The following is a 22,431-nucleotide window of genomic DNA, read 5'->3' as shown; positions in this document are numbered from 1 at the left end:
CTCTCAGAGGCTCCCCGACACGAAGCGCAGCAGGGTGGCAAGCAGCGCCAGCATCAATGCCGCACCCAGGAACTCCGGAATCCGGAACACGCGCATCTTGGCGATCGACGTCTCGAACACGGCGAGCAGAAAGCCGAGGACCGTCAGCTTGCCGAAGTAGAGCAGCGCACCGGAAACGAGTTTCGCAACGCTCGCATCCGCAGTTGCGGTGCCCCATGGCAGGAACACGCAGGCGATCAGCGAGACGTATAGCAGGAGCTTGAGCTGCGACGACAGATCGATCAGCGCGAGATGACGGCCCGAATATTCCAGCACCATGGCCTCATGCACCATGGTGAGCTCGAGATGGGTGGCGGGGTTGTCGACGGGAATACGTGCATTCTCCGCCAGCGCCACGATGGTCAGCGCGACGAAGGCCATGCCGAGCGAGACGCGCAGACCGACAGCGTCCGAGCCCATGAATTCGGCGACGTAGGCGAGCTGGGTCGATCCCGCGATCATCGCCACGGAGAAGACGGTGATCAGCATCGCAGGCTCGGCGAGCGAGGCGATCATGACCTCACGGCTGGAGCCGATGCCGCCGAAGGCAGTGCCGACATCCATACCGGCGAGCGCCTGGAAGAAGCGCGCGCTGCCGAGCAGCGCGATGATGGCGATGAGGTCGGCGGTCCAGGAGAACAACAGGCCGTTGCCGAAAGTCGGCACCAGCGAGGCCGCAACCCAGGTGCCCGCGAACATCACATAGGGAATGACGCGGAACAGCCAGGATGCGTTGTCCGCGAGCACGACGTCCTTGCGCATCAGACGAACGAGGTCGCGATAGGGCTGGAGCAGCGGAGGCCCCCGCCTGCGCAGCAGCCGAGCCTTCACCTTCCGCACGAAACCCGTCAGCAGCGGCGCGAGCCCCAGCACCAGCGACATCTGGGCGCCTTGGGAGACGATATCGCGCAGCGCGCTCATAAGGCCACCACCAGCAGCAGCACGATGAGCGCCACGAAAACCAGCGTCAGGTAGCGACGAATACTGAGGAACTGCAGGATATTGATGCGGTCCGTCGCAAAATCGATGACGATCGCAACCGGCGCGTACAGCCCATCCCAGATCAGATCGCGCAGTTCGACCTGCAATCGCGCGGGCAGCGGCGATGATGGCGGCGGCATCTCGCCAATCTCGCGCGCGGCAAAGACGACGCTGCCGAATACGCGGCGGATCGGCTGCGAGAAGCTGGAGGCCGAGTACTGGATGGTTGGGTTCGGATCGGGATAGCCGCAATCCCAGGCCGGCGCACGGCGTAAGCGATCGGAGGCGAAACGGTGAATGGCCGAGGCCGCCGCCGTGCCGCAGAGTGCCGCGAACACGAACACCAGAAGACCGTTATAGGAGCTGCGACTTTCCGCGATCGGCACGACGGTGAGCCACTGCACTCCGACCTGATGCGGCATGACGTTGCCGACCATAGTCCTGCTCACCGGCGCCAGCGCATCGATGAACAGCCCGGGCAGAATGCCGGCGACGAGGCATAAGGCGGCAAGCATGAGCATTGCGGTCAGCGAGAAGCGGTGGGTCTCATGCGCCGACGCGGCGACGTCCGAGCGCGGCCGGCCGAGGAAGCTGATGCCATAGAGCTTGACGAAGCAGGCCGCGGCAAAGGCGGCCGCCAGCGCCAGCAAACCGCCGACTGCCGGAATGACCAGCTTGAGCCCCCAGGACGACAGGTGCGGCGAGAGGAGGATCGCCTGGAAGGTCAGCCATTCCGAAACGAAGCCGTTGAACGGCGGCAATGCCGAGATCGCGACGCAGCCGACCAGCACCGCGACCCCCGTTGTCGGCATGCGATGGATCAGCCCCCCGAGCTTCTCCATGTCGCGCTCGCCGGTTGCTCCCAGCACCGCGCCGGCGCCGAAGAACAACAGGCTCTTGAACAGCGCATGATTGAAGACGTGCAGCATCGCCGCGGTGAAAGCGAGCGCTGCCACCCAATCGAGACCTTCCGCCTTGAAGGCCAGCGCCAACCCGAGGCCGGTGAAGATGATGCCGATGTTCTCGATCGTCGAATAGGCGAGCACGCGCTTGATATCGCGCTGCATCAGCGCATAGAGCACGCCCAGCGTCGCCGTCGGACCGCCGACCAGCAGCACCACCATGCTCCACCACCATACCGGTTCGGGCAGAAGATCGAAGACGATGCGCACGAAGCCGTAGACGGCGACTTTCGTCATGACGCCGCTCATGAGGCCGGAAACGTGACTGGGTGCGGCGGGATGGGCGAGCGGCAGCCAGGCGTGCAGCGGCACCAGGCCGGCCTTGGAGCCGGCGCCCAGCAGCACGAGGATCACCACCATGCCGGCCAGCGCAGCGGAAGGATGCGAGGCTCGGATCGCATCGAAATCGTAACCGGCACCGCTCGCGAGCAGGCCGAAGGCGAGCAGCAGCGTCAGCGTGCCGAAACTTGCCATCAGGAGATAGACGTAGCCGGCGCGGACATTCTCGGCTGCCCGGTGATGCGACACCACCAGCGCCCAGGACGTCAATGACATGAATTCCCAGGCGACCAGGAAGCTGAAGGCATCGCTGGCCAGCACGACGACGTTCATCGCTGCGAGATAGGCCGGATAGAATGGCAACACGCGGCCGGGGGAATCCTCGTGCCGGCCGTAGCCGAGCGCGAACAGACTCGCCGCGCCCCCGCCAAGATTGACGACGACAAGGAAGAAGGCGGACAGCGCATCGAGCCGGAAATGGGCTCCGAGCCAGGGCAGCCCGATCGGCAATGTCGCGCTCTGCGTCAGATGAGGGGCATAGAGCAGATCGGACAGCGCCGTGACGCATAGCGTCGATGTGGCGAGCAGGCATCCGCCGTAGAGAATGATCGAGCCGCGCGGGCGCGTCGACAGCACGATCCCTGCAGGCGCCAGCGCCAGCAGAGCCGCCACTGACCATAGCGCCACGGCGATCATGGCCGCTCCTCGATCATGATCTGCGCGCGCGTCGTCATTGCTATGGGCCGCCCGCGCTCGGGGATGGAGACTTCAGCCGCACACCGCGGCCCCCGGCGCTCGACGTCGCCCCCTCGGCGATCAGTTCGACGCCGGCAACCGATAGCGCCTCGACCAGCTTCACCAGGGAATCGACATTGCCGCGGATCAGCCCTTCGGAGGCCTCCATGCGCTGGATCGTCGGCAGCGACAGCGAACAGAGCTGCGCGAGCTCGCGCTGGTCGATCCTGAGCAAGGCACGGGCGGCTCTAAGCTGCGCGGCAGTGATCATGTTCGTGGCAGTTACAGCGATTGATTTCCCAAGCTTAGAGCAGGTAAAATGATGTTTCAAGCATCATTTTGTATATGCAACGCATCATTGTGTGGGACGCGGTATGGAGCTGCGCCCCCGGACATGGCGACCGCATCCATCCGGTGCGGAGATTCCGGGGCCCGCTCGAGCGCACTCAAAAATGACTGCCGCTCAGAATTCGTTGGCGATCTTCGACAGCATGCCCAGCAGGGCTTCGCGATTGGCCTGGCCGAGCAGCTCGTTGAGCCGGGCCTCGTGCTTGGTGGCGACCAGCTTCTTGGCACGGGCCAACACGGCCTTGCCCTTGTCGGTCAAGACCAGGATGTGCGAGCGGCGGTCGTTGGTGGAGCGGATCCGGGCGCAGAGATCGCGGCTCTCGAGATTGTCGAGCATCGCGACGAAATTCGGCCTGAGGATCCCGAGGGTCGAGGCGATCTCGGTCTGATTCCGGCCCGGATTCTTCTCGACCAGCAGCAGCACCGAAAACTGCGCCGGCGTCAGCTGGAGCGAGGCCATGCAGCGCAGAAAGTTCTCGAACACCTTGAGCTGCGCCCGCTTCAGCACATAGCCGAGCTGTTCCGAGAGCTCGCCGAGCTGCAGGGCTTCGGGGAGCGTCTCGGGCGCATCCTTGCGGCCCTTGGTCGCCTCACCGGATTTCTCGGAGGACTTCTCAGCGGTTTTCGAAACGGTCATCGCCTCATGCTCGCAATCCCGCTAAATTCGGGACGGGTCGTTCCCCACCCTTGATGTTATATTTGATAATTGTTATGGACCATATCAAATATCGTCAGCGTATTTCAATGGCTGTGAACGGACCATCCACCGCAATCGCGCGAGGCGGGTCCGGATCGACAAGGGGGAGCGTCCGGTCTTGAACACCACCATCATGCTGTTCCTGCTGCAGGACGGCATCACCAATGGCGCGATCTACGCGCTGCTCGGCCTCGCGCTGGTGCTGGTGTTCGCCGTCACCCGCGTCATCCTCATCCCGCAGGGCGAATTCGTCACCTATGGCGCACTGACCTATGCCTCGCTGGCCTCGGGCCAGATGCCGGGCACGGCGAAGCTCGCGCTCGCCATGGGCATCGCCGCCTGCGCCTTCGACCTGTTCGTGGCCCGCAAAACGCTGCACGGCCGGCTGATCCTGCGCAGCGTCCTCGCCAATATCGTGTTGCCGGCCATCGTGCTGGCCCTGACGATCTACTTCGCGGCTCAGAAGCCGCCGGTCGCGGTCTGCATCGCGCTGTCGCTGGTGATCGTCGCGATGATCGGCCTCTATCTTTACCGTATCGCGTTCCAGCCGCTGGCGCACACCTCGGTGCTGGTGCTGCTGATCGCATCGGTGGGCGTGCACCTGGCGCTTCAGGGGCTCGGCCTGCTGTTCTTCGGGGCCGAGGGCCAGCGCGGACCGGCGGTGCTTTCCGGCGCCTTCACCGCAGGCTCGCTGCGCTTCACCGGCCAGAGCCTCACGGTCTACGGCATCACCATCGCCTTCATCGTCGGGCTCTGGCTGTTCTTCGGCCTGACCCTGTACGGCAAGGCGCTGCGGGCCACCGCCGTCAACCGGCTCGGGGCCCGGCTCGCCGGCATCCGCACGACGCTGTCGGGCCAGATCGCCTTCCTGCTGGCGTCCGTCATCGGCGCGCTGTCGGGCATCATGATCGTCCCGATCACGACGCTCTACTACGACTCGGGCTTCCTGATCGGCCTGAAGGGCTTCGTCGCCGCGATCATCGGCGGCCTCGTCAGCTATCCCCTGACCGCCGTCGCGGCCCTCTTCGTCGGCATCGTCGAGGCGTTCTCGTCCTTCTATGCCTCCAACTACAAGGAGGTGATCGTGTTCATGCTCCTGATCCCCGTGCTGCTGTTGCGCTCGCTGGCCGCGCCCGCGGTCGAAGAAGAGAAGGACTGAGGCGCATGCAGAGCCGGCTTCCCATCCTCGTCTTCGCAGCTCTCATGGCGGCGATCCCGTTCATCCCGGGCCTGCCACCATTCTGGATCGTGCTGCTCGACAATATCGGCCTCGCCGCGCTGGTCGCGATGGGCCTCGTGCTGCTCACCGGCGTCGGCGGCCTGACCTCGTTCGGCCAAGCCGCCTTCGTTGGATTTGGCGCCTACACCACCGCGGTGCTGACGACGAGCTATGGCTTGTCCCCGTGGCTGACGCTGCCGCTGTCGTTGGTGGTCAGCGGGCTGTTTGCGGTGCTGCTCGGCCTGATCACGGTCCGCCTCTCCGGCCACTATCTGCCGCTGGGCACGCTGGCCTGGGGGCTCGGCCTGTTCTACCTCTTCAGCAAGCTGGAATTCCTCGGGCGTAACGACGGCATCTCGGCAATCCCGCCGCTGTCGATCGGCGCGTTCAGGATGCTCTCGCCGGACTCGATCTATTACGCGATCTGGGCGGCCGTCCTGATCTCGGCGCTGCTCACGATGAACCTCCTGGACTCCCGAACCGGCCGCGCCATCCGCGCGCTCAGGCGCGGCCATGTCGCGGCCGAGGCGTTCGGCGTGCATACGCCGCGCGCCAAGCTTCTGGTGTTCATCCACGCCGCCGTGCTCGCCGGCCTGTCCGGCTGGCTGTACGCCCATCTGCAGCGCGCGGTGACGCCGACGCCGTTCGGCGCCCATGCCGGCATCGAATATCTCTTCATCGCGGTCGTCGGCGGCGCCGGCTATGTCTGGGGCGGCGTGCTCGGCGCAGCGATCGTCGTGATCCTGAAAGAGGTGCTGCAGAGCTATCTGCCGCTGATCCTGCCCGGATCCGGCCAGGTCGAGACCATCGTGTTCGGCGTCATGCTGGTGACGCTGCTCCAGCTCGCGCCCGGCGGCGTCTGGCCGTGGCTGATGTCCTTCTTCCCCGAGCGGACCGGCGGCAGGAAGCCAGACACCTCGCTGAAGCTCGAAACCCGCGCCCGCTCGCCCGGCGAGGGAAGCGTGCTGCTCCAGGTCGAGAAGGCGCGAAAGCAGTTCGGCGGCGTGGTCGCCGTCAACAATGTCTCCTTCGACGTCCAGGCCCGCGAGATCGTCGCATTGATCGGACCGAACGGCGCCGGCAAGAGCACCACCTTCAACCTGATCACCGGCGTATTATCGGCGACCTCGGGCTCGATCTCGGTGCTCGGCAAGAAGGTCGATCGCGCGCCGCCGCAGGAGATCGTCGAGCTCGGTATCAGCAGGACCTTCCAGCACGTCAAGCTCGTCCCCGACATGACCGTGCTGGAGAATGTCGCGATCGGCGCGCATCTGCGCGGTCAGTCCGGGCCGCTCGCCTCGATGCTGCGGCTCGATCGCGCCGATGAGGCGAGATTGCTCGCGGAAGCCGCCCGCCAGATCGAGCGCGTCGGTCTCACCGAGCAGATGCATCAGCTTGCGGGCAGTCTCTCGCTCGGCCAGCAGCGTATCGTCGAGATCGCGCGCGCTCTCTGCGTCGATCCGATGCTGCTGCTGCTCGACGAGCCTGCCGCGGGCCTGCGCCACATGGAGAAGCAGCAGTTGGCGAAGCTGCTGCGCGATTTGCGCGACGGCGGCATGAGCGTGCTGCTGGTCGAGCACGACATGGGCTTCGTGATGAACCTGGCCGATCGCATCGTGGTGCTCGATTTCGGCACCAAGATCGCGGAAGGCACGCCCGCCACGATCAAGACCAATCCCGAAGTGATCAAGGCCTATCTCGGAGTGGCGGCATGAGCGCGCTGTTGTCAGTCACCGACGCGCATGTCGCCTATGGCAAGGTCGAGGCGGTGCGCTCGGTCGGGCTCGAGGTCGGCGAGAACGAGATCGTCACCATCGTCGGCGCCAACGGTGCCGGCAAGACAACGCTTCTCTCGGCCATCATGGGCATCCTGCCGCTGAAGGGGCGCGTCGCCTTTGCCGGGCAGGACCTCGCCCGGCTCGACATCGAGGACCGCGTCGCGATGGGGCTCGGGCTCGTGCCTGAACACCGCGAATTGTTCGTCACCATGAATGTCGAGGACAATCTCGAGCTAGGCGCCTTCCGCATCGAGCGGAGCAAGGCCAAGGCCTCGATCGAGCAGGTCTATACGCTGTTCCCGCGCCTGAAGGAGCGGCGCAAGCAGCTCGCCGGCACGCTGTCGGGCGGCGAGCAGCAGATGCTGGCGATGGGCCGCGCGCTGATGGGCGCGCCGAAACTGCTGATGCTGGACGAGCCGAGCCTCGGTCTCGCACCGATCATCGTCGCCGACATCTTCCGCATCATCACCGAGCTGCGTGCCAGCGGCGTCTCGGTGCTGCTGGTCGAGCAGAACGCACAAGCCGCGCTGAAGATCGCCGACCATGCCTATGTGATGGAGCTCGGGGAGTTCGTGCTGAGCGGCAAGGCCAGCGATATCGCGGCGAACGAGCGCGTGGCGGCGAGCTATCTCGGCTTCCAGCACGAAGGCGCGAGCGCGATCTAATCAAGCTCGCTTCGCCGTCCGCACGAAACCCCAGGCGGCGATCGCGGCCATCAGCAGCGAGATCAGCACATTGTAGCCGGCGAGCGAGAGGCCTAGGAAGCGCCACTGCACCTCGTCGCAGCGCACCACCTTGACGGTGTCGAGCCGCGACAGGAGATCGCCCGCATTGCCGAGATTGACGACCGGACCAGAGCAATCGGTCGGGCCCTTCCAGAGCCCCCATTCGACGCCGGAATGGTAGGTGCCGAGCCCGGCATTGGCGAGCGTCGCCAGGACGAGGATCGCGAGCCCCGCCAGCAGCAGCGGCCGCGGCGCGCCGCTCCGCGCCGCAAGCACAGTCAGCAACCCGACCGGAATCGCGAGATAATAAGCATAGCGCTGCTCAAGGCAGAGCGGACAGGGCAGGATCTCCAGGACGAGCTGGAAGAACCAGGCCCCCGCAATCGTCGCCGTCGCAATCAAAGTGACGGCCAGCGAGGCGATGAGCGCAGGGCCCCCGGCAGCGGGGCGAAACGCGGGTATTGCTGCACTCTGGGTCGTCACGGCGGCCTCTTCGGGTGGGCGTGGCGCTATATTCACGCGTGTTCCTGACGCGAACCGGGAGGCAGTTCGCTCGAAAACGCTCTTAGCCTCTAACCCCGACCCAAGGGCCTGTCGAGAACGCCGGGGATCACTTTGGCGCGGGTTGACCCCGCCCTTGCCATGGCTATAGTCCGCCGGCTTCGCGACGCCCTCCTCTGGAGGGGCCGACCGAGGGCCCCTGTGGCGGAACTGGTAGACGCGCTCGACTCAAAATCGAGTTCCGCAAGGAGTGCTGGTTCGATTCCGGCCAGGGGCACCACGCTGAAAACAGCAGCAATCACAAGCCACTACAGACCTGTCGGCGCACCGCGAGGCGCCTTACGATCGCCGGTTCAGGGATCGTGGTCCGGCTCCGTAGCACCCGATCATTCAGAAATCACCGTTGCGATGGCCTGCGGCAGCGCAAATGAAAAGGTCGCGCCTCCTTCCGGGTCGTTGGTCGCAACCAGCTCGCCGCCGTGCTCGCGCACGATGCCGTAGCTGATCCAGAGACCGAGCCCCGTGCCCTCGCCGACGCGCCGGGACGCGGTCGTGGCGACCGACAACGCACCGTTCTCGGCTGCCCAGGTCTACGACTGCCTGGGCTGCACTGTCAGATGCGGCCGTTGCTCGCAATCGGTACGGCGAATTCTCGACGAGCAGGCGCCGCGGTCCGCGTGTCGTGCAATTCTCTGACGAGGCCCCGTTCGCAGCTCCCTGATTTCATTGCCGCCTATAGGTCGTCACCATGGTGTAGTCCTTGCGTGGACCCGACACGGCATGACGCACGACGAAACGACCGTTGGGGAAAAAGGTGTAAGCCGACTGATAATGATCGAGATCGCAGAGATGTCCGGCGCTTCCGCTGAGGGCGCTTCCACCAGATGCGAATAACGATATCTCGTGAAACAGCCGCGGCGGCGTCTCCTTGAAGAAGACCGAAAATCCGCGCTCGCCCCGGCGAAAGATATATTCGCGTTCTGCTTCTATCGTGGTGCCATTCGCCAGCGTCAGATGCCCCTGCTCGCGATAGGCGAACGCCCCGTCATCCGACGGCATCACGACCGCGACACCCTCCATGGTCGCGTGACCTGTGACGATCCGGCTGAACGACCAGGAGCCGGCCAGCCTCATCACCACCTCGGAGGCGTCCCCCCAGCCGTCGATCACGGTTTCGTTCATGTCCTCTGGATCCGAATTCGACATGGATGAGCAAGTACCTATATCCTGAGCCAATGCGTGTCGATGCAGCGAGCGTGTGATGGCCAGGAAACCCAGGACCGATACGGACGCCGACGACCTGCCCCGCTATTTCGTCTGGGTCCGCGGCCTCGAAAGGCCCGAGCCGCAGAAATGGGTGGACATGGATTTGGGCGTCGGCGACTGGAAGGGGCCGCTGGTGCTGGCCTGGCGGGAGCTGTCGGCGGACGAGCGGCGCCTGCCGCTGTCGATGCTGGCGCGACGATATCCGCCGCCGAAGATGGAGACGTTGTAGGCGCGATCACTTGCCCCTTGCCGCAGTCGGCGTCAGCCCGAACCTGCGGCGAAAGCAGCGGTTGAAATAGGAGAGATCGTTGAAGCCGCAGGCGAAGGCGATGTTGCTGATGCGACCTGCGCGATGGGCGAGCAGATCGGCCGCCTTGCGCAAGCGCAACTCGGTGAGGCGTGTGGTGAAGCTCGCGCCGGCCTCGAACAGGAGCTCGTTGACGTAGCGCTCGGAGAGACCGGCGGCTGCCCGGGCATTTCTTTTGCCAATTGTGGCCCAGATCATAGACCTCCGGAGCAAGACACCGCCATTCTTCTTGCTACCTCAGCGCGCTTACGGGACGAATACACCTGTTTGCACGTTTCATGACGCACTTGTTGATCGCATTCGGATGATGCCACCCGAGCGGGGCTTGGAGCATCCTCACTGATTTTCGGAGCAGTCCATGACGCACCAGGACGGAGCGCTGCATGGCGGCCCTGCAAGGCCAGCCCACCCGCACGATGATCCAGATGCTGCGGCGAACGCGACCGACGCGCGATCGCCGCGCAAGCTGGTGCTGTTCGCCGATGGCACCGGCAACGCCTTCACAACCCAGGAATCCAGTGTCTGGCGGCTCTACGAGGCGCTCGATCACACCCAGCCCGATCAGATCGCCTACTACATCAAGGGTGTCGGCACGGCGGGTTGGGCGCCACTCGCCGCTCTCGACGGCGCCACCGGCATCGGAGTTCCTTCCAACGTCCGCAAGCTCTATCGCTTCCTGTGCTGGAACTGGCGCGAAGGCGACGAGATCTACATCTTCGGCTTCAGCCGCGGCGCCTTCACCGCGCGCACGCTGGCAGCCCTAATCGCAAGCCAGGGTCTGGTGCCGGCAGTGATCGGGGACGAGCCTGTCTCGCATGAGGAGATGGCCCGCAACGCCATGTCCGCGTGGCGGGAGTATCGCCGCGACACCGTGCCGTGGAAGAAGAGCCTTCCGACTATCTGGATCGCACGCCTGATCCGAGACATCGTACTCTATTTCTATCATCTGATCTGCAGACACCGCCCTTACGCCGACGTCCGCGCGGCGATGAACGGCCGCAAGGACGTCAACATTCAATTCCTCGGGCTATTCGACACGGTCGAAGCCTTCGGCGTGCCGATCGAGGAGCTGCGCGTTGCGATCGACTGGGCGATCTGGCCAATCTCGTTCCGCAATCACCGACCCTCGCACAAGGTCAAGCACATCTGTCACGCGGTCGCGCTCGACGACGAGCGCACCACATTCCATCCGCTGCGGATCGACCAGAGCCATTTGGCGGTCGACCAGATAGTCAAGGAAGTCTGGTTCGCCGGCGTCCATTCCGACGTCGGCGGTGGCTATCCGGAATGCACTTTGTCCTTCGTGCCACTGGTCTGGATGACCGATCAACTCGGCGGCAACCTCCGCTTCCAGGACGGCGTGATCGAGCATTTCAGGGAGTACCAATCGGCGATCGGCCCAATGCACGATTCGCGCAGCGGCGCCGCGATCCTCTACCGCTACGGGCCGCGCCCGGTCCTGGCGGGCCCGGTCAACGGCGGACTGCCGGTCGTGCACTTCGCCGTCATCGAACGCATGCTGTTCGGCTGCGACGACTATGCGCCGATCATGCTGCCGGCGGAAGCGCTGGTGCTGATGCCTGATGGCACCAAGCTGAACCTCACCGAAGACACCACGCGGAAAGCCATGAAGGAAGCCTATCTGGCAATCGCTGACGGCCCGCGACGCACGGCGGAGGCCGAAGCGTTTACGCTGATGAGCACGCCGAGCGCCGAGATGGCCAGGCTCACGCGCGACACCGTGTGGTGGCGGCGTGTCGCCTATTTCTCGCTGCTGTTCATGGTTGGCGTGATCGTGGTCTGGCCGTGGATCGCGCGCAGCCTGGTTGGAGCGTCGAAGGATCACGGCCTGCAAGGCACCGCATTGCTGCACGTCGTCGCCACGTTCGATTGGATCGTTGGCGGCGTCCTGAGGCCGCTCGCCAAGCTAGTCGGAAACGTCCTGCCTTCCTATGCGGCCCCGTGGATCGACATCACGCTTTATTACCCCTTCGTCACTTCGCTCGTGCTGATCCTCACTTATCTGGTGTGGCGCAGGAACACGGTGCTGCGCGACGCCATTCAGGAGCGCGCGCGGCTTGCCTGGAGCCGGCCGCGCCGGATGGCAAGCCGGAAGCATGTCGACGAACCCGGCCTTCTGCTCCGCTTTGCCCGGTGGATGCGATTGAATGCGGGGCCGGCGCGCTGGCTTTTCTCCAGAGTGGTGCTTCCCTTCATCTTCCTGTTCTTCATCTACTACGCGGCCCTCCTCATCGGATCGACCAGCGTCTTCACGGCGCGTGTCGCGACCGGAAACATCTGCGTCGCTCCGACGGTCAAGGCTTCGGCCCCGCCAAGGCCTGAGGTCGGAACCCCGGTACCTGACGAACCGGTCGATGCCCGCGGCATATTCGAAACAAAAGAGTTTTGCTGGTGGAGCGGCCTTGCGGTCGAGAAAGGTCGCAAATACCGGGTCTGGATCCAGATCGAGGATCCCTGGTTCGACAACACCATCATGAGCGGGACAAACGGCTTCACGACCTACTCGCTGCCGCACTATCTCGCCCTGCCGACACTGCGTCAGTTCGGCGCCGACTGGTTCCAGCCCGTGATCCGCATCGGCACGATGGGGACGAATGACATACCGCTGAAAGCCGTTAACGTCATGCCGGCCGAGGAATTGCCGCGCCGACTGAATCCAACGATTCCGGCCGAAGACGATCCATCGAAGGACGCTGCCGGCAACAGCCGCAGATACCCGGTTCGGCTGGAAGACACGAAAGAGTTCGCGGCGCTTCCCGACGACAATTCTTTCAAGATCGAGGTCAACAAGCTCGGGCATTTCAAGCCGATGCCCAGGGATCCCACGGCGCGCGCGATCTGGCAGGGCCAGAACCTGGAAGGACGGCTGATCGCGGAATTCGTCGCGCCCGACGCCGGCGACCTGTTTTTCTATGTTAATGACGCCGTCCAGGTTTACCCGACACTGCTCCCGTCGTGGCTGCGCCCTGGCTGGCTGGACCCGCTGCTGGGACCGTATGAGCAATTCTACAAGAACAATGGCGGCACAGCGCGCATCATCGTGCAACGGCTGCCTGGACCGCACATGCCCCCGGACAAACCCGCCGCGCCGAAGCCATAGGACGCCCGGCGCATTGCCAGCGCCGCCGCTCCCATGATTATGGGTGTCGCGGCCGCCGCGCGGCGGCTAGACTTGCCGTGCGCCGCGGGGGACACGCGGCCGGGACCATGATCATGACGGACCAAGGCGAGACCGGTGAGGCCATCACCATCCTCCTCGTCGAAGACGACGCACCGACCTGCTGGCGCCTCCAGGACGCGCTGGTGAAGGCGGGCTACGAGGTGCGCACGGCCGGCACGCTGGGCGAAGCCCGCAGTGCGCTCGCGGTCCGCGCGCCGCGCGTGCTGCTGACCGACCTGCGGCTGCCCGACGGCCATGGCGTCGAGCTGATCCGCGAGACCAGGCGGCGCTTCCCCGACACCGAGATCATGGTGATCTCGGCACTGGGCGACGAGGAAAGCGTGATCTCCGCCATCACCGTCGGCGCCACCGGCTATCTGCTCAAGGACGCCTTCCCGACCGACATCGCCACCACCGTCCGCGACCTCGTCGCCGGGCATTCGCCGATCTCGGCTTCGATCGCCCGCTTCATCGTAAGGCGAACGCAGAGCTCATCCGAGCCGCCGCCGGGCCCAGCACTCAACACCGCAAAGCTCACGCCGCGCGAGATCGACATCCTCTGGGGCATCGCCAAGGGCTTCAGCTACGCCGAGATCGCGAGCCATCTCGGCCTGTCCCGGCAGACCGTGCCCGGCCACATCAAGAACATCTACCGCAAGCTCGAAGTGCACACGCGCAGCGAAGCGGTGTTCGAGGCGGTGCAGCAGGGCCTGATCAAGCTGTGAGCGAAATCGCGGCCAAGGCACCGGCGCGACCGAGACGCCGGCTGATCGTGTCACGCTTCGTGCCTTATCTGTTGCTTCAGGCGCTGATCGTGATCGCGACCGTTCTCGGGCTGGAATTGCTCCAGCCCAGCGACCCCGACGATTTCGCGCTGAGCGGATTTTCGCTCCGGGAGGACGGCACTACACGCCCCGTGACCCTGCCGCATTTCACGTCCTCGCGCTATTCGCTTGCGGATCCTCCGCTCTACACCGGGGCCTTCGCCTTCAAAAACGGCGATGCCGCATGGTCCGTGTTCCTGCCGCGCTTCAGCAATGCGGTGGAGGTCGCGATCAACGGCGTGGTCGTGCTCGATTCCCGCCGCGACGCCAATGCCAACCGGCCCGATCGCAACACGCCCGAGATTGCCGCGATCCCCTCCTCGCTGCTGCATGACGGCAGCAACGAGATCACGGTGCGGTTGTTCGTGTGGGGTCCGCTGAAGGGCTTTCTCGACACCGTCTATATCGGACCGGACGCTGCCTTGCGTCCGGCTTTCGAGACCCGCACGCTCCTGTTCGTCACACTCCCCGTGGTGTTCTCCGCCTGGCAATCGATCCTCGCCGTCATCCTTGCGATCATGTGGCTGATGCGGCGGCGCGAGCCGGTCTACGGCGTGCTGGCGGCTGCGATGGTGCTGGGCGTCGTCCAGGCCTTCATGCCGCCGCCGGTGCCGCCGGGAACCGTATCGCGACTCGCCTCCGTACTGCTTGCGTCCGCGCCGATCGAGAGCGCGCTGATCGTCGTGTTCGGCGTGCTGTTCTTCGGCTGGCGCTGGCCGCGCTACGGCATGCTGCTGTTCGTGCCGGGTCTTATCGTGTTCGCGGTCGGCCTGATCGCAGGACCGCCGCTGCCGCGCATCCTGTTCCTGCTGCTCGGCATCCCCACCGTCGGGATCAGCCTCGTCCTGATGGCCGGCGTCACCGCCGCCGCCGTGGTGCGACGGCAGGATGCGGCGAGCCTCACGATCGGCTGCGCGGTGACGATCGTGCTGACCTGCTGGATCCACGACATGCTGTCGGTGTTCGAGTTCGTCACCAACGAACGCACCTTCGTCTCGCGGCTATCCTATTCGGCAATGCTGGTCGCGATCGGTGCCGGGCTGACCTGGCGCTTCGCCCGTGCGCTGAACCAGGTCGACAGCTTTGCCGGCCAGCTCGTCGCCCGCGTGCGCGAGGCCGAGGAGCGACTGAAGGCGAGCTTCGCCCGCGAGGAGGCGCGCGCAAGGGCCGCAGCCCTCGCCAACGAGCGCACCCGGCTGATGCGCGACCTCCATGACGGCCTGGGCGGGCAATTGATCAGCATCGTCGCGCTCTCCGAGCGCGGGCACGAGGGCGCGACCATCACAGATGCGGCCCGCGCCGCGCTGAAGGATTTGCGCCTGGTTATCGATTCCATGGACGACATCGGCGGTGACCTCATGCTCGCGCTCGGCTCCTGGCGCGAGCGCGCTGCGATGCAATTGCGGCCGCATGACATCAAGCTTCACTGGCGCGTGGCGACCCCGCAGGGCCTGCCGCTGCATCCTGAACTGCGGCCCTGGCATGTCATCCAGATTGTGCGCATCCTGGACGAGGCCGTGACCAATGCGGTCAAGCATGCGGCCGCACGCCACATCACGGTGACCATCGACACGCGCAACGACGGCGAGGGACCGTATGGCGTCATCAGCGTCGCCGACGACGGCGGCGGCTTTGACCTTGATGGCGATGGCGAAGCGCCGGATGCGAACCAGACCGCGCGTGGCCTGCGCAACATGAGAAGCCGCGCCGCGCGTTGCGGTGCCGTGCTCGATCTGAGCTCGGATCAATCGGGCACATGTGTGCGGCTGCAATTGCCGCAAGTGTTTCCCGACAGCGATGCGGCCGCGGGTTGAAAGGCCTCTCCCCGAACGCATGGGACGTTCGGAGAGAGGGACCGGGCCGGGATGTTGGCTTGCGAAGGACGGGGGGTTCGTTCGCAGGCTCGCTTGCACGGCTTTCTTGCAAGACTTCCTTGGCCCGAAGAATGCAATCAACTCAATCCAACACCTTTGTCAGCGCACGCCGACGCGATTGACGGGGCCGCCGCGATTCATCGGCGTGCCTGCGCGGACGCCGACTCCGGGCGCGCCCACGCCGGGCGTCGCCACGACCGCGGCCGCAACCGGTGCGCCCGGCGCAACCACCACCGCCGCATCCGGCCGCACCACGCAGCCTTTGGGTACACCGACCGTCTTGCAATAGACCACCGCCCGCGCCGGGCTCGTGCCCAACGACACCGTCGCCGCACCGGCCAGCATCATCACCGTCAGTCCGGCGCTCAGCGCTCCCGCTTTTTTCGACATTTCGCTCTCCTGCTTCCCGTCCGGCGCCCGGTGCAATCACTGGGTCTCGCAGCCGACGTGCAGCTTCAATGGCAAAAGTCGACGTGCCAAGACATGCCATGAAGATGGGGGTGCGGCAGGCAAGCCTCCGAACCGATGCCATGAACATGGCATGGACCGGCCATGGATCTCCGCGAGATGGTCCGGCTCGCCCGATCCCGAGCGGGAGAAATCACAATTTCGAAGAGGTGCTTTATGAAGACTTCAATTCTTGCCGCGCTGCTGCTCACCGTCGCTGCCCTGCCCGCTTCAGCGCAATCCGGCCCCTCCCCGCAGGAGCAGATGGCCTGCCGCGGCGACGCGAGCAAGTTCTGCGCCGAGCACATCGGCAAGCCGCCGCAGATGAATGCCTGCCTGCGCGAGAACAAGACCAAGCTCTCGGACGCCTGTCGCAAGGTGGTTGAATCGCACGGGGGGTGACGTCTGCTCCTTCTCGCCTTTATGGGGAGAAGCCAACAAGCGGCCTACGGCCTCAGGCGCTAGTCATCGTCGTCGGAGCCGAACAGGCGAATTTGTGGGAAGCCGCCGCGCGGACGGCTCGCATAGTCGCGTGAGTCGGAATCCTCGCGGATATTGCGCGCGACATCATCCCAATTGGTCTGATCGCGCCCACCGCGGGCATCGCGCTGGTCATAGCGGCGGCGCTCCGCCCAGCGCGCATGTCGCTCCGCCCGGCGACGCTCCGCCGCGGCGCGCCTGACGTCAGATTCCCTGGCCTTGGCATAGGCATTCTCAGGAGAGGATGCCGGCTCTGTGGCGGCCTGCTGTTCGGCAGGCTTTGTCGCTTGCGGCGGGGAAGGTGTTGGCTTGGCCGGCTCAGTTGCCGCCGTCTGCGGCGGCGTCGGCGGCTCAGCATTCGCCTGCGTCGTTCCGGTCTCAGGCTTGATGTCCGGCTTGGCTTCGGCCTGAGCCGGCGCGGCGATCATGGCGCCGAACGCCTGCGAGCCCGTGAGATATTGCACGCGCTCCGAGGGCGCGTTCGTGGTGGCCGCTCCGGCGGCCCCAGAGCGCTGCGCCATCTTGCTGGTGTCAGGCCCCTGCTTGGGCGCGATCGGATTCATGATGTTGCCGGCGACGATGCCGCCGCCGAGACCAATGGCGATGGCGGCGACGATCGACCCGGCACCGACGAAATAAGCTGTCGAGGCGCGCATTGGTCCACTCCCTCTTTGGACCGTGCAACGCCTGTCAATTGCCGGATGTTCCTGACTCCAGCATAGTTCCTGCAGGAACTTGCGCGTCAGATCTGCTGCGCAACCTTCTCCAGCCCGATGATGCGGGCGAGCTTGCGCACTTCTTCCTTCTGGTCGTCGCGCAGTTGGAACAGCAGCGGCATCGCGGCCGATTTCAACTGCTGGACCTCGTCGCAGTCCGGATCAATCTGCACGTTGGGTCCGTGGGGATTTGAGAGCTTGTTGGCCGAGATCTTGCGGACGACGTTGCGCAGCGCGGTTTCAACGGAGGGCCAGTAGTATTCCTGCGACGACGACAATTTCAGGCGATCCCTGATGCCCGCGATCTGCGCGTCGGAGAGCAGCGAATAGGTTTTTGGCGGCTGCGGCTTCGCCGCCAGCTTCGGCTTGGCCGGGGCCTCGACGGCGGCCGGGGCTTCCGCAGGCGCGGGCGCCTCGTTGATGTCCGCTTTGGGCATTGGGAAGTCTGACGGCGTTGCCGCGGCAAAGGCCTGACGCAGCGGCTCGGTCAGGACCGGCGCCTGGGATAGCTTGTCGGCTGGCACCTGAACCGGCTCAATCGCAGCGGAGGCTAGCGCCAGCGTTGGAACCAGCCGGTCGGCCTTGGCGGCGCGGTTGGGAGCGAGCGACTTCGACGGGGCCTGGGTGATCATCTCGGCACTGACGCTGGGGACGCTGTCGCGGCCGAGAATGGCAGTGGTGGCGGCACCGAGGACGAGAAAGCAGGTCAGCACGGTGATGGTGATGGCTCTGGACAAACGTCTCTCCGGAAGGACCGCTTCACGATGTTGTTAGAGATGCCCGGGAAAAGGGCGCGAAATAAGGCTTGAGTGTGCCTTTGCGGCGACAATCATCTTGCCTGCCGCGACAAAGTCAAAACATTCAGCAAAATCAAGCAGCTATCGCCAGGTCATAGGCATCCTGGATATCGGCGACGATCTCGGAAGCCTCCCAGACCGCGCGCGGCTCCACCGATTGCAGCGTCACCGTCCAATTACCGCCCCGGCGGGTGCGGGGGACGCGGACGATGTCGAAGCGGACATTGCGGCAGAGCGGGTGACGGGCCAGCGCATGGGCGACGCGGACGCGAATCTCGTCCAGCGTTGCGGCTGTCTTGCTGTTGAGAAAATCGAAATCCATCGCCTGTCCCTCTCGTCCCGATTGGCGGCCGTGAGGGAGATTCTTGGCGGGGCTTGGTTAATCTGCCGTTAAGTGCAGTGTTGCGGAGCTATGTGGGATTAACCGTGCTGCGGCGCAAAAGCCTATCGCCCCGATGCGGCGCGGTATTCGGCGGTCGTCCGGGCCACGAGGTCATCGACCGCCATCACGCCCATCACGCTCGAGGTCGAATGCCCGCCGCTCCAGATATCGCGCCAGCGCTTGGGCCTGACCTCGCGCGCGGTGACGTCAATGTCCTTGCCGATGTCGATGGCGCCACGCGCCGGCAGGTCGTCAGGATCGAGACCGGCGGCGACGATCGACGGCTTCAGCATGCTGGTCTGCAGACCCGTGAACGCCGTGGTGAGCAGGATGTCGTCGGCACTGCTCTCGACCAGCATCTGCTTGTGACGTTCGTCCGCCATGCTCTCGCGCGTCGCGATGAATTTCGTGCCCATGTAGGCGAGATCGCAGCCGAGCACTTCGGCCGCGTACAGGGCATGGCCATCGCCTATACCGCCGGCGAGCACGATGATGCCGTCGTAGAATGCGCGCACTGCGCGGACGAAGGCGAACGGGTTGAGCCAGCCCGTCTGTCCGCCCGCACCCGCGGTGAGCAGCACCAAGCCGTCGGCGCCCGCTTCCGCCGCGCGCTCGGCGTGGCGGATCGAGGCAACGTCCGCCAGTACCATCGCGCCGACATCATGCAGCGGTTTCAGCACGGGCGCCGGCGAACCGACCGAGGTAATGACGATCTCAGGCGTGTGCTTGAGCAGCACGGCGACATCCTGCTCCAGCCGCGCGTTGGAGCGATGCACGATCAGGTTCGGACAGAGCGGCGCCGCCTTGCGGCCGGATTGATCCTCGTGCTGCCGCAGCCGCATTGCGATCTCTGCGAACCAGGCATCGAGCTGTTCCGTGCTGCGGCAATTCACGGTAGGAAAGCTGCCGATCACGCCATTACGGCAGGCGGCGACCATCAGTTCGACGCCTGAGACGAGAAACATCGGCGCCGCGATCAGCGGCAAAGCGAGGCGGTCGCCGAAGCGTTGCAGTCGATCGTATGTCAACCATGCCTCCCTGCGCGGCTTGTCGTTCCATCGCGCTTTCCTTGTGTTAGCGTCGTCGGCAACATTGGCACGCGAGAAGCCGATGACAAAGCGATGAGGAAACATATGGCCGATCCGCTCCACGCATCGTCCCCGACTTGTGCGCAGACGCTACGGGCGCTGGCGCGCTATCCCGACCGTACGGCTTTCGCATGGCCTGGGGGATCACTGAGCTATCAGGGCGCGCTCGATCAGATCGGACGCATCCAGGGTGTGTTCATGCGGCTTGGCTTGCAGCCGGGCGCGCGCATCGCTTTCCTCACCGCCAATCACGCAGACGCCTGGTGCGCCGGGGTCGCCGCGCAGTTGTCGCGGTGCTGCATCACCTGGCTGCATCCCCTGGGATCGGAAACGGACCAGCTGTTTCAGCTCGAGGATTCCGAAGCCGATGTGCTGGTAGTCGATGTGGCCGCCTTCCGCGACCGCGGCGGCGAGCTTGCCGCAAAGGCATCCCTGCTCAAGATGGTCTTCACGATGGGACCGGCCGAGTACGGCGTCGATCTGCTCGCGGCAATCGAGAGCGCGGGACACGTCAGCGCACAGTGCCTCGCAACTCTCGACGATCTCTCTACGCTCAATTACACCGGCGGCACGACCGGCAAGTCCAAGGGCGCGCTACGCTACCACCGCGAGAATGCGGGAGCCGCCGGCGCGATCCTCGCCGACTTCGAAATCCCTGACGCCGCGCGCTATCTCACCGTCGCGCCGATCAGCCACGTTGCCGGCACAAAGGTGCTGCCGACCTTGATGCGCGGCGGCACCGTGCACATGCTGAAGGGCTTCGATCCCGAAGTCGTGCTGGCGACGGTCGCGCGCGAGCGCATCAATTTCACGCTGTTCGTTCCGACCATGATCTATGTGCTGCTCGATCATCCCGCCCTCGGCAAGACCGATCTCTCCTCGCTCGAGCTCGTACTCTACGGCGCCTCCGCGATGTCGCCGAGCCGGTTGCTCGAAGGCATCGAGCGCATCGGGCCGGTGTTCTCGCAGCTTTACGGCCAGACCGAATGCTATCCCGTTTCGGTGCTGCGCAAGGGAGATCACGATCCCAGGACGCCCGAGCTGTTTTTGTCGTGCGGCTTTCCGGTCGCGGCGTGCGAGGTCAAGATCCTCGACGACGATGATCAGGAAGTGAAGACGGGCGAAGCCGGCGAGATCTGCGTGCGTGCGCCGCATGTGATGGCGGAATACTGGAAGCGACCGGACATCACCGCCGAAACGCTGAAGAACGGCTGGGTCCACACCGGCGACATCGCGCGGCAGGATGAGCGCGGCTACATGTTCATCCTCGACCGCAAGAAGGACATGATCGTCACTGGCGGCTTCAACATTTTTCCGCGCGAGGTCGAGGACGTGCTGTCGCAACACGCCGACGTCGCGATGGTCGCGGTCGTGGGCATTCCCGACGAGAAATGGGGTGAAGCGGTCACCGCCATCGTCGTGCCGCGCGAGGGCACAAGGCCCGATCCGGATGAGCTGATCAACATGGTGCGGACGCGAAAGGGCTCGGCCCATGCGCCGAAGCAGATCCAGTTCGTCAAGCAGCTGCCGATGACAGGCGTCGGCAAGGTCGACAAGAAGGTGCTGCGCGCGGGCTTCTGGAGCGGACGGGACCGGATGGTGGGGTAACGCCCTGATTGCGCCGACGAGTTCGGAATACACGTATCGCGCGAAAGACCGGGCATTTGAGCGATCTCACCCGGAATTCTACGGTGTCGTTGTGGCTCCGGCACCACAATGCCCGACGGAGTGTGCGGCCGCACGGCCTGGGCGATTGCCCGCGAATCCGGGAATCAACTAGACCGCTGACGGGGCTGGGAAGCGGAGTAAGCAATGAGAGTCGCTTCCCTGGAAAGTGCAGTCGCCGCGATCACGTTGATCACGGCTATCGTCGTGGTGCTGTGGGAGATCAAGATCTTCTACGGATTGTGAACTGGCAGGATGCTGGGGCATCCCTTCCGCGGCGGCGGAAGTCTGCCGTTCAATCGGCCCCAGAGATGGTCGCGGCGCTCGCCGTCACGCTTACCGCTTCTCGATCACCAGGCTCTGCACAGCGCGGCCGAAATAGCCCTGCCGATCAGCCAAACGCGACATGGCAAGACCCGCGCCATCGGGGCCAATCCAGGATTCACCGTCGAGCAAAATCCAGTCGCCAACCGGTTGGCGCGCAAGACTCACCGAGAGGTCGGCGTTGATGTAGGTCCAGGTGCGAAAATCGAGCGTCGAGGCGGTGCCGTTGGAGAAATCGGCGGCGACCACGGCGCGCATTGCCTGCGAGACCGCCTCGCCTTCGACCAGCGGATGATCGAGACGAAACCAGATCGCACCGGCGCCAGCCTGGCCAAAACGGCCGCGCGCCGCGCGCATCGAGACCATGCCGGCGAACGGACTGGTCGCGCCATGGCCGTCCTCGACAAGCGAATCCTCGGGCGGCGGCAGCGTGACCGGCAAGTCCTCGACGTCGGCGGGCAATTGCTGCGTCTGCTGCTTGATCTTGAGCACGGTGGCACCGACGACCTGAACGCCGTCGGCAACCAGCTTGACCGCGCAGAGCTGGATCTTGCGCCCTTCGCGCAAAACTTCGCTTTCGATCGTGAGTGGCGCCACCGGCACCGGGCGCATCAGATCGATCGTCACCCGCGCGATGTTCATCGGCACCGGCGTCGGAATGCGCTCCGCCGCCCAGGTCACCAGCGCCGACGGCGCCGAACCGTGCTGCATGCGCCGGTCCCACGGACCGGCGGCAGCGGGGCTGGTGACGACGCTGTTGCCGTCGACGCGGTAGATGGCACTCATGCTTCACTCGATCGCAGCTGCGTTCCCCGG

General features: G+C 65.0%; 22 protein-coding genes, 1 tRNA gene and 1 pseudogene. 10 read left to right on the top strand and 14 right to left on the bottom strand.

The genetic code is table 11. The features are described 5' to 3' along the window. Positions 1-3: 3 nt before the first annotated feature. The 4 genes from IF809_RS15550 to IF809_RS15535 form a co-directional block, all read right to left on the bottom strand. Positions 4-960, bottom strand: coding sequence for a respiratory chain complex I subunit 1 family protein (locus tag IF809_RS15550; protein ID WP_462837958.1), 957 nt, complete (start codon positions 958-960; stop codon positions 4-6). After that, positions 957-2,957, bottom strand: a complete 2,001-nt coding sequence (gene hyfB, locus IF809_RS15545) for a hydrogenase 4 subunit B (RefSeq protein WP_462837957.1) — start codon at positions 2,955-2,957, stop codon at positions 957-959. Before hyfB ends, IF809_RS15550 begins: the two co-directional genes overlap by 4 nt. A 40-nt stretch (positions 2,958-2,997) precedes the next feature. Next, complete coding sequence (locus IF809_RS15540) at positions 2,998-3,267, bottom strand: helix-turn-helix domain-containing protein (RefSeq protein WP_453981875.1); 270 nt, start codon at positions 3,265-3,267, stop codon at positions 2,998-3,000. A 192-nt stretch (positions 3,268-3,459) separates the two neighbouring features. Next, entirely contained in the window at positions 3,460-3,981 is a 522-nt protein-coding gene (locus IF809_RS15535) for a MarR family winged helix-turn-helix transcriptional regulator (RefSeq protein ID WP_128964021.1), read from the bottom strand. Between the two features lie 178 nt (positions 3,982-4,159). On the opposite strand from IF809_RS15535, the gene IF809_RS15530 reads away from it, so the two are divergent. Genes IF809_RS15530 through IF809_RS15520 form a run of 3 tightly spaced genes read left to right on the top strand, consistent with a single transcriptional unit; the run spans position 4,160 to position 7,703 of the window. Continuing rightward, positions 4,160-5,200 (top strand): branched-chain amino acid ABC transporter permease, encoded by a 1,041-nt coding sequence (locus IF809_RS15530; RefSeq protein ID WP_462837956.1) that lies wholly within the window; start codon positions 4,160-4,162, stop codon positions 5,198-5,200. A gap of 5 nt (positions 5,201-5,205) precedes the next feature. Continuing rightward, entirely contained in the window at positions 5,206-6,975 is a 1,770-nt protein-coding gene (locus tag IF809_RS15525; RefSeq protein WP_462837955.1) for a branched-chain amino acid ABC transporter ATP-binding protein/permease, read from the top strand. Next, positions 6,972-7,703, top strand: coding sequence for an ABC transporter ATP-binding protein (locus IF809_RS15520; protein WP_128964019.1), 732 nt, complete (start codon positions 6,972-6,974; stop codon positions 7,701-7,703). Before IF809_RS15525 ends, IF809_RS15520 begins: the two co-directional genes overlap by 4 nt. On the opposite strand, the gene IF809_RS15515 is transcribed toward IF809_RS15520, so the two are convergent. Next, positions 7,704-8,246, bottom strand: coding sequence for a disulfide bond formation protein B (locus IF809_RS15515; protein WP_462837954.1), 543 nt, complete (start codon positions 8,244-8,246; stop codon positions 7,704-7,706). A gap of 213 nt (positions 8,247-8,459) precedes the next feature. Between IF809_RS15515 and IF809_RS15510 the strand changes: the two genes are divergently transcribed. Next, positions 8,460-8,544 (top strand) — tRNA-Leu (locus IF809_RS15510). 106 nt (positions 8,545-8,650) lie between these two features. Here IF809_RS15510 and IF809_RS15505 read toward each other — a convergent pair. After that, positions 8,651-8,809, bottom strand: a pseudogene (locus IF809_RS15505) (ATP-binding protein); the annotation flags it as partial. A gap of 178 nt (positions 8,810-8,987) precedes the next feature. Continuing rightward, positions 8,988-9,446 (bottom strand): DUF6314 family protein, encoded by a 459-nt coding sequence (locus IF809_RS15500; protein WP_462837953.1) that lies wholly within the window; start codon positions 9,444-9,446, stop codon positions 8,988-8,990. Positions 9,447-9,525: 79 nt separating this feature from the next. Between IF809_RS15500 and IF809_RS15495 the strand changes: the two genes are divergently transcribed. Further along, positions 9,526-9,759, top strand: coding sequence for a hypothetical protein (locus IF809_RS15495; protein ID WP_128964001.1), 234 nt, complete (start codon positions 9,526-9,528; stop codon positions 9,757-9,759). Positions 9,760-9,765: 6 nt separating this feature from the next. Here IF809_RS15495 and IF809_RS15490 read toward each other — a convergent pair whose 3' ends face one another. After that, positions 9,766-10,035 carry a helix-turn-helix transcriptional regulator gene (locus IF809_RS15490; RefSeq protein WP_462837952.1) on the bottom strand — a complete coding sequence of 90 codons (270 nt, stop codon included), beginning with the start codon at positions 10,033-10,035 and terminating at the stop codon, positions 9,766-9,768. Between the two features lie 160 nt (positions 10,036-10,195). Here IF809_RS15490 and IF809_RS15485 point away from each other — a divergent pair, with 160 nt between their 5' ends. The 3 genes from IF809_RS15485 (at position 10,196) to IF809_RS15475 (ending at position 15,656) form a co-directional block, all read left to right on the top strand. Beyond that, complete coding sequence (locus tag IF809_RS15485) at positions 10,196-12,958, top strand: DUF2235 domain-containing protein (protein ID WP_462837951.1); 2,763 nt, start codon at positions 10,196-10,198, stop codon at positions 12,956-12,958. A gap of 113 nt (positions 12,959-13,071) precedes the next feature. Then, positions 13,072-13,743, top strand: coding sequence for a response regulator (locus tag IF809_RS15480; RefSeq protein WP_164938443.1), 672 nt, complete (start codon positions 13,072-13,074; stop codon positions 13,741-13,743). Beyond that, a complete protein-coding gene (locus IF809_RS15475; protein WP_453994934.1) occupies positions 13,740-15,656 on the top strand; it encodes a sensor histidine kinase in 1,917 nt (638 codons plus the stop codon). The genes IF809_RS15480 and IF809_RS15475 overlap by 4 nt, the downstream gene beginning before the upstream one ends. A 159-nt stretch (positions 15,657-15,815) precedes the next feature. On the opposite strand, the gene IF809_RS15470 is transcribed toward IF809_RS15475, so the two are convergent. Then, positions 15,816-16,106, bottom strand: a complete 291-nt coding sequence (locus IF809_RS15470; RefSeq protein ID WP_453981790.1) for a hypothetical protein — start codon at positions 16,104-16,106, stop codon at positions 15,816-15,818. Positions 16,107-16,340: 234 nt separating this feature from the next. On the opposite strand from IF809_RS15470, the gene IF809_RS15465 reads away from it, so the two are divergent. Then, positions 16,341-16,565: a cysteine rich repeat-containing protein gene (locus tag IF809_RS15465; protein WP_453981789.1), complete on the top strand. Its 225-nt coding sequence runs from the start codon at positions 16,341-16,343 to the stop codon at positions 16,563-16,565. Between the two features lie 59 nt (positions 16,566-16,624). Here IF809_RS15465 and IF809_RS15460 read toward each other — a convergent pair whose 3' ends face one another. The 4 genes from IF809_RS15460 to IF809_RS15445 all read right to left on the bottom strand — a co-directional run bounded on the left by IF809_RS15460 (position 16,625) and on the right by IF809_RS15445 (position 19,566). Continuing rightward, positions 16,625-17,299: a hypothetical protein gene (locus IF809_RS15460; protein ID WP_462837950.1), complete on the bottom strand. Its 675-nt coding sequence runs from the start codon at positions 17,297-17,299 to the stop codon at positions 16,625-16,627. A gap of 86 nt (positions 17,300-17,385) precedes the next feature. Then, a complete protein-coding gene (locus IF809_RS15455; protein WP_462837949.1) occupies positions 17,386-18,096 on the bottom strand; it encodes a hypothetical protein in 711 nt (236 codons plus the stop codon). A 133-nt stretch (positions 18,097-18,229) separates the two neighbouring features. Further along, a complete protein-coding gene (locus IF809_RS15450; protein ID WP_128963994.1) occupies positions 18,230-18,478 on the bottom strand; it encodes a hypothetical protein in 249 nt (82 codons plus the stop codon). A 122-nt stretch (positions 18,479-18,600) separates the two neighbouring features. After that, a complete protein-coding gene (locus IF809_RS15445) occupies positions 18,601-19,566 on the bottom strand; it encodes an NAD(P)H-dependent flavin oxidoreductase (protein ID WP_462837948.1) in 966 nt (321 codons plus the stop codon). 105 nt (positions 19,567-19,671) lie between these two features. Between IF809_RS15445 and IF809_RS15440 the strand changes: the two genes are divergently transcribed. Then, positions 19,672-21,234 carry an AMP-binding protein gene (locus IF809_RS15440; protein ID WP_462837947.1) on the top strand — a complete coding sequence of 521 codons (1,563 nt, stop codon included), beginning with the start codon at positions 19,672-19,674 and terminating at the stop codon, positions 21,232-21,234. A 393-nt stretch (positions 21,235-21,627) separates the two neighbouring features. Here the strand turns inward: IF809_RS15440 and IF809_RS15435 are convergent, their stop codons facing one another. Continuing rightward, positions 21,628-22,401: a thioesterase family protein gene (locus IF809_RS15435; protein WP_462837946.1), complete on the bottom strand. Its 774-nt coding sequence runs from the start codon at positions 22,399-22,401 to the stop codon at positions 21,628-21,630. Positions 22,402-22,431: the final 30 nt, after the last annotated feature.

The organism is Bradyrhizobium sp. UFLA06-24, from assembly GCF_054967145.1.
This window is presented reverse-complemented; position numbering and strand designations above follow the sequence as displayed.

What these genes read in the sequence shown, in the direction of transcription:
- IF809_RS15500 (WP_462837953.1), bottom strand. Translation starts at nt 9,446, where the DNA reads ATGAACGAAACCGTGATCGACGGCTGGGGGGACGCCTCCGAGGTGGTG.
- IF809_RS15470 (WP_453981790.1), bottom strand. Translation starts at nt 16,106, where the DNA reads ATGTCGAAAAAAGCGGGAGCGCTGAGCGCCGGACTGACGGTGATGATG.
- IF809_RS15495 (WP_128964001.1), top strand. Translation starts at nt 9,526, where the DNA reads ATGGCCAGGAAACCCAGGACCGATACGGACGCCGACGACCTGCCCCGC.
- IF809_RS15550 (WP_462837958.1), bottom strand. Translation starts at nt 960, where the DNA reads ATGAGCGCGCTGCGCGATATCGTCTCCCAAGGCGCCCAGATGTCGCTG.
- IF809_RS15460 (WP_462837950.1), bottom strand. Translation starts at nt 17,299, where the DNA reads ATGCGCGCCTCGACAGCTTATTTCGTCGGTGCCGGGTCGATCGTCGCC.
- IF809_RS15465 (WP_453981789.1), top strand. Translation starts at nt 16,341, where the DNA reads ATGAAGACTTCAATTCTTGCCGCGCTGCTGCTCACCGTCGCTGCCCTG.
- IF809_RS15525 (WP_462837955.1), top strand. Translation starts at nt 5,206, where the DNA reads ATGCAGAGCCGGCTTCCCATCCTCGTCTTCGCAGCTCTCATGGCGGCG.
- IF809_RS15485 (WP_462837951.1), top strand. Translation starts at nt 10,196, where the DNA reads ATGACGCACCAGGACGGAGCGCTGCATGGCGGCCCTGCAAGGCCAGCC.
- IF809_RS15535 (WP_128964021.1), bottom strand. Translation starts at nt 3,981, where the DNA reads ATGACCGTTTCGAAAACCGCTGAGAAGTCCTCCGAGAAATCCGGTGAG.
- IF809_RS15490 (WP_462837952.1), bottom strand. Translation starts at nt 10,035, where the DNA reads ATGATCTGGGCCACAATTGGCAAAAGAAATGCCCGGGCAGCCGCCGGT.
- IF809_RS15480 (WP_164938443.1), top strand. Translation starts at nt 13,072, where the DNA reads ATGACGGACCAAGGCGAGACCGGTGAGGCCATCACCATCCTCCTCGTC.
- IF809_RS15435 (WP_462837946.1), bottom strand. Translation starts at nt 22,401, where the DNA reads ATGAGTGCCATCTACCGCGTCGACGGCAACAGCGTCGTCACCAGCCCC.
- hyfB (WP_462837957.1), bottom strand. Translation starts at nt 2,957, where the DNA reads ATGATCGCCGTGGCGCTATGGTCAGTGGCGGCTCTGCTGGCGCTGGCG.
- IF809_RS15520 (WP_128964019.1), top strand. Translation starts at nt 6,972, where the DNA reads ATGAGCGCGCTGTTGTCAGTCACCGACGCGCATGTCGCCTATGGCAAG.
- IF809_RS15450 (WP_128963994.1), bottom strand. Translation starts at nt 18,478, where the DNA reads ATGGATTTCGATTTTCTCAACAGCAAGACAGCCGCAACGCTGGACGAG.
- IF809_RS15440 (WP_462837947.1), top strand. Translation starts at nt 19,672, where the DNA reads ATGGCCGATCCGCTCCACGCATCGTCCCCGACTTGTGCGCAGACGCTA.
- IF809_RS15540 (WP_453981875.1), bottom strand. Translation starts at nt 3,267, where the DNA reads ATGATCACTGCCGCGCAGCTTAGAGCCGCCCGTGCCTTGCTCAGGATC.